3 protein-coding genes are annotated in these 5,419 nt (G+C 68.9%); 1 reads left to right on the top strand and 2 read right to left on the bottom strand.

Annotated elements, in window-relative coordinates:
- Positions 1–818, top strand: an 818-nt coding sequence (locus ABTY04_RS40150) for an ISL3 family transposase (protein WP_352218379.1), incomplete at its 5' end; no start/stop codon positions are given.
- Positions 819–1,095: 277 nt separating this feature from the next.
- Here the strand turns inward: ABTY04_RS40150 and ABTY04_RS40155 are convergent.
- Positions 1,096–3,978 carry an NACHT domain-containing protein gene (locus ABTY04_RS40155; protein ID WP_352218380.1) on the bottom strand — a complete coding sequence of 961 codons (2,883 nt, stop codon included), beginning with the start codon at positions 3,976–3,978 and terminating at the stop codon, positions 1,096–1,098.
- Positions 3,966–5,147, bottom strand: coding sequence for a lipase family protein (locus tag ABTY04_RS40160; RefSeq protein WP_352218381.1), 1,182 nt, complete (start codon positions 5,145–5,147; stop codon positions 3,966–3,968). Before ABTY04_RS40160 ends, ABTY04_RS40155 begins: the two co-directional genes overlap by 13 nt.
- Positions 5,148–5,419: the final 272 nt, after the last annotated feature.

Raw genomic sequence — 5,419 nt, forward strand, 5'->3', positions numbered from 1 at the left:
AGATCCTCCTGCGCGGCAGGCGACAGACGACGCATGTCCCGATCCTCGCTCACACCCCACCAACGATCAGGAAACCCATCAGTTTCGCCTCAATATTTCCGCACTTCAACGCGGTGCTGGTGGAGCAGGTGTTCACGGAGTGCGGGGTGGTGCACATAGTGGCGAGAACCCTCGATGGCAGTGCGTCGTGCCCGGACTGTGAGCTTCCGTCGGATCGTGTGCACAGCTGCTACGAGCGTCGGCTGGCCGATACTCCGGTCGGCGATCAGCCGGTTCTGATCGAGCTGACCGTGCGGCGGCTGTACTGCGATAACGACCGGTGCGGGCGCCGTACGTTCGTCGAGCAGGTTGAGGGGCTGACGTTCCGCTACGGGAGACGGACCTCTGCGTTGCGCCGGCTCCTGGAGGCCGTGGCCGTCGAGCTCGCCGGCCGGGCCGGAGCCCGGCTGGCCGTGGTGCTGCACAGTGTGGTCAGCCGGACGACGCTGCTGAGGCTGCTGATGGCGCTTCCTGACCCGTCATGGAAGGTACCCAAAGTGCTCGGGGTCGATGACTTCGCGACCCGCCGCGGGCAGCATTACGGGACCGTGCTCATCGACTGCGAGACCCACCAGCCTCTTGGCCTGCCGCCGGGACGGGACGCCGGAACCCTGGCCGCATGGCTGCGTGAGCATCCTGGAATCGAGGTGATCTGCCGAGATCGTGCGGGCTCCTACGCTGAAGGCGCCCGCATCGGAGCCCCGCAGGCCGTCCAGGTCGCTGACCGTTTTCAGTGCGCCATGAGGCGCCTTGTTGTATCCCCGACCCAGTCGGGATGAATTCGGAAGGAGATTCTTGGGTCTGATGGCTTACCCGATCCGGAAACGGTGACGGGACCAGAGCATGCCAGAAAACCGACGGCCGACCTCAGGCAGTGAGGGCGACGCGTCGAGGGACCCGCGTGACACGGCGAAAGCTGAATTGCCTGAACCCTAATTCCCAGGAGATTGAAGGTCGAATCCGTCGGAAAACTGCCCGTAACCGACGCCGCGTCCTGCGGCGACTTGCGAGAACGATGACGTCTTGTCTGAACAACCGCTCCACGAGTAGCGCGTGTCACTCGACCCTGGGTACGACACGTGCCAGGAACTTTCGCCAGCGCTCCGACAGGGGGCGCCGGGACCGCGGCATCCGCTCCTCATCCTGGGCCGCCAGCCAGCGCTGGAGTTCCGCGTGCCGGAACTGCCACGAGACCCCGTGGACGCGCAGCACTCCCGCCCGGTGTCCCCAGTCGAGGAACGCCGCGACTTTCCAGGGCAGCAGGTTCCGCCTGTGCATCAGTGTCATGGCGATGACGTACCGGAGCCAGCCGATCAGTCCGACGGCGAAGGCCGCGAAGAAGCCCACTGTGGCGCCGAAGGCCGTTCCCGACAGGGGTGGGTAGTCGATCAGCCAGAAGACGAGCGTGCCGGTCGCCGCCCCAGCGAGCAGTCCCAGACCGTCCCACACCCAGTAGTAGGCCGGGAAGAAGTTTCCGCTCAGGGTGCGGTCGAGCCCGACCTTGGCCTCCATGCCGTAGCCCAGGCTCACGCCGATCAGCCCGCCGACCACCAGTCCCCAGACCGGGCCGAGGAGCAGGAACGTCCCCAGGCCGAACGCCGAGCCGATGGCACCGCCGATCTCCAGGCCCGACAGGACGCTCAGTGGCAGTCGGACCCGTTTGGGGCCCTCGAACCGCTCGCGCAGGCCCCGGGTGCGGCGAGTGACCACCGGCACCCAGGTCCGGTGCGCCATCCCGGTCGCGGCAGCCGCGGCGGTCACGACAGTGGTGAAGGCGGTGGCGGCCCACACGCGGCGGCCGGTGGCGCCGGACAGGTCGGCGGTCCCAGCGATCAGGCGTCCCAGTGTGCTCACGGCGTGGCCGGGACCACCGATGGCCGCCAGCAGGCACGCCACGCAGAAGAAGAGCACGATCCCGACGTGCGCCACCGTTTGCACCGCGCGCACCCGCCGCCCGCCGGCAATGACCCACATGCGGCTGAGCGTGAGGTCTTCGGACTCGTGACGACCGAGGTGCCGGGCCAGCTCCGCCAGCCAGCGCACGGCGGTCGGCGCGTCTGGCGGCCGGGGTACGGCCACCACGGCGTCCCCGCAGGCGGCCGGGACGAAGGCCGCCAGAAGCCGTTCGTGGAGCGCCGCGTCCGCGTCGTCGTCCTTCCGCACCAGCGCGGGAACCAGCTCCGTCACCGGCACTTCTGGGCGAGGCCCGGTGACCGCCTTGACCGCCAGTACGAGCTTCCACGGGGAGTCGAGGCGGCGCGCTGCGATGCTGCTCTCGCCGAGCCGCAGGTCGGCGCGCAGGTCCTCCCACCGTGCGTCCGTCGCGTAGTCCGGTACCCCGTCGGTGAGGGCACCCACTATCTCGGGGATGGACAGTCGCTGCATTTCCACCACGCATGCTGAGGGCAGACCGGGCCGTGTGTCATCGTCCCCTGTGGCGAGTACGGTGACAACAACGGGTGCGAGGCGGGCGCTGCTGGCCGTCAGATAGTGGTCGATGGCCGCGACGAGGTGCCTGGCGGGCCCGTCCGCCTGGGCGCCCCGGGGCGTGTGCACCTCGTCCAGTCCGTCGAGGACGGGAAGAATCCAGCGGCCCGCGACCAGTTCCCTGGCCGTCTCCGCGTCGTCGCACAAGTTCTGCTTGAGCAATTGGCCGGCCAACCATGCCTCGAAATGCCGTACGAGACGGTCGTAGCCGGCCTGTGAGCCGTCGGGCCTGGAGTCGGGGGGCGGGGTCCGCCAGTTGACGAGGGTGAGCAGGACGGGCACCGGCTCGTCCTTCGCGCGGCTCGCCAGGAGCTCGGTCGCGAGGTGGACGGCGAGTACGGTTTTCCCGGACCCGGCGGGGCCGCGGATGACGAGGCGGCCGTCCGGGATCGCGTCGTAGAAGTGCCGCACGGTCGCGTAAACCGCCCGCTTGGGCACACCCGCGTTCACGTCCACGGTCTGGTAGCCGACGTTGATGGCACGAAGTCCGGCGTGGGCCCCGATGCCGGACTTGGACCGCGCGAACCGCCCTACGTTCTGGGTGGACCGCTCGTGCAGCCGACCGAGGGCGTCGTACAGGTGACCGGGGGCGACGGGCAGCACTCGGCGTTCGCGGATCCGTGCGCTGCCCAGATCCCGCTCGGAGCCGGCGTAGCTCCGGTTGCGGATGCTCACGGGCGTCTGTGTGACGTCGGTGGCCCGGGCGGGGTCGGAAAAGTACCCGTCCACGCGCCGGGTGAGTTCCTCGACGTCCGGCGGGAGGACACTGGGGCCCGCGTGGAGGCTCCCCAGCACCTGCTGGGCGAACTCGGTCGTGCCGAGTCCGGCATCGTTGATGGCGCCCTGGCCGTCGCGGCTGGCGAACAGGACGTACTGGTCGATCTCCTTGTCGGCCAGGTCGCCGTGCGGGAAGAGCCGGGGACGCGGTTCCCGTTCCCGCCGCTTCAGGTACCAGCCGCAGGTGTCGACGATGAAGATCTGCCGTGTCAGGTCGACGTGTTCCTCGTCCTCACAGAGCAGGTGGCGGCGCAGATCGTCGAAGAGCATGCTCTGCGGGTCATGCCCGGTCGACTCGGCGAGCAGGAGGTGTCGGCTCATGCTCGACGGCGCGGTGACGCCGTGGCCGCCCCAATACGTGAAGAGCAGCCGGCGGGTGCGGTCGAGTTCGATGAACGTCTTCCGCACGAGGTCTGCGGTGGCCTCCTTGACGGGGATGCGCAGGGCGGCCGCCTGGCCGGCGGCCTCCTCTGCGAAGTCGGGAGTGGGGGCCAGCAGCAGGGTGATGTTCGCCGGGGGGACGCCACAGGCCCGCAACCACTTCGCGAAGCGCAGGGCGTCGCGGGCGGGCCCGGGGAGCTCGCCGTACGCGTCCCCGTCCTCGTAGGACTCGATGCCGATGAGGACCGCCGTGACCCATGCGGGGTCCACCGGCCCCTCGTTCAGCCGATCCATGCGGTGACGGCCTCCCACATTGCGTCGTTGTCCCAGTACGCGCTGTGCGACTCGATGAACGGCTGCCTGTTGTCCACGGGCAGGTCCTGCACCCGCCTCCCGAACACCGGCTGGGCGGGATACGAAAGGAAGTCCCTGCGGTCGAAGACATTCAGCCAGCGCTCCGGGAAGTGTGCGGGCAGCTCCCGTCCCTGCGCGAACGGCAGGCAGGCGAGGACGTCGAGCTCATAGAGGTGCGAGACCTGGCTCCCCACAGTGATGAGCTGGTCGATTTTGCCCGCCCCCTCCAACCCGTCTGCTCCGGTGAGCAGTTCGACGCACGCGATGCCGCCGAGGCTGTGTCCGATCAGCGTGACCACGTCACCGGGAGCCGACGCGACGACCGCGGAGATCTCCTCGCGCATGCCCCTCCCGTGCACCTGGTAACGGAGGATGTCGCCGGTGAGGGGGGCCGCCCCGTCACCCATGGCGCCGCGGTGCTGCTGGCCGTACCAGGTCGCGATCGGCGCGGCGAGGGAAACCGCGACCTTCTTGAACGGCTTCTCCGCACCCCGGTCCTGTGCGGACAGGTCACCGACTACGTGGGAGTGCAGGGTGTCGCGAACATGTCCGACCGGGGTCGTCCGGCCGTCGCGCTCGGCGGCCGCGAGCGTGTGGGCGACCAGCGCAGTGGCGACGGCGGCACGGTGTTGGACACCGGACCGGTCCACGGTCTTGGCGGCCGCACGGAGTTCCGGGGTGCGGCGCAGGTCGGCGAGGGCCAGGTCGAAGTAGGAGTCGAATCCGGCATCGCGCAGGGCCGCTGCCGTCTGCGGCCTCGGCTGATACCCATTGACGGTTGCCAGGAACGCCCGCTCGTCGCGGGCCGTGGCGTCGGGGGCGAGGCGCAGAAGCCGCAGATCATACCACGGGTCCAAGTAAAGGACGGCCCAGTGACCCAGTCGCGCGTCCTCTGCGTCTTCCTTCTCGCCCCCGTGTGTACGGTGGTAGTCGGGGATCGACAACCCGCCGAGATTCAGCCGGACGCCGTGCGAGTCTCCCCAATACACGCCCCGGACGTCCAGGTCCGGGGCCCGACCTTGTAACTTGCCCTTGATGGTCTTCAGCGTCTCGGAGAACTTCTTCGCGCGCACTCCCGTGCCATGCACGAAGACCACGGATCGATACATCCCGCCACCCTCTGCCCATCCGGCGAAGCCTGCGCGCGTCGCGCGCCCCGTCCCCAAACACAGGCCCGGTCGGCTTCGAGGAGCCCATTTCTTAGCACACGCCGGGCCCCGGTACACAAAGCCCGAGGTGCGGGCGGTCCGCTGTGCCTCCTCGCAAGGGACTGGTCCGAAAATAAACGTCTGGTCCGAAAATAAACGTCTGACTGGCCTCCGGGCGGTCAGTGTCATGCTGCTTCGATGGGTTCGAAGCGGACGGTGAGGCCGAGGGCGTT

The organism is Streptomyces sp. NPDC097981 (assembly GCF_040302565.1).
GTDB lineage: Bacteria > Actinomycetota > Actinomycetes > Streptomycetales > Streptomycetaceae > Streptomyces.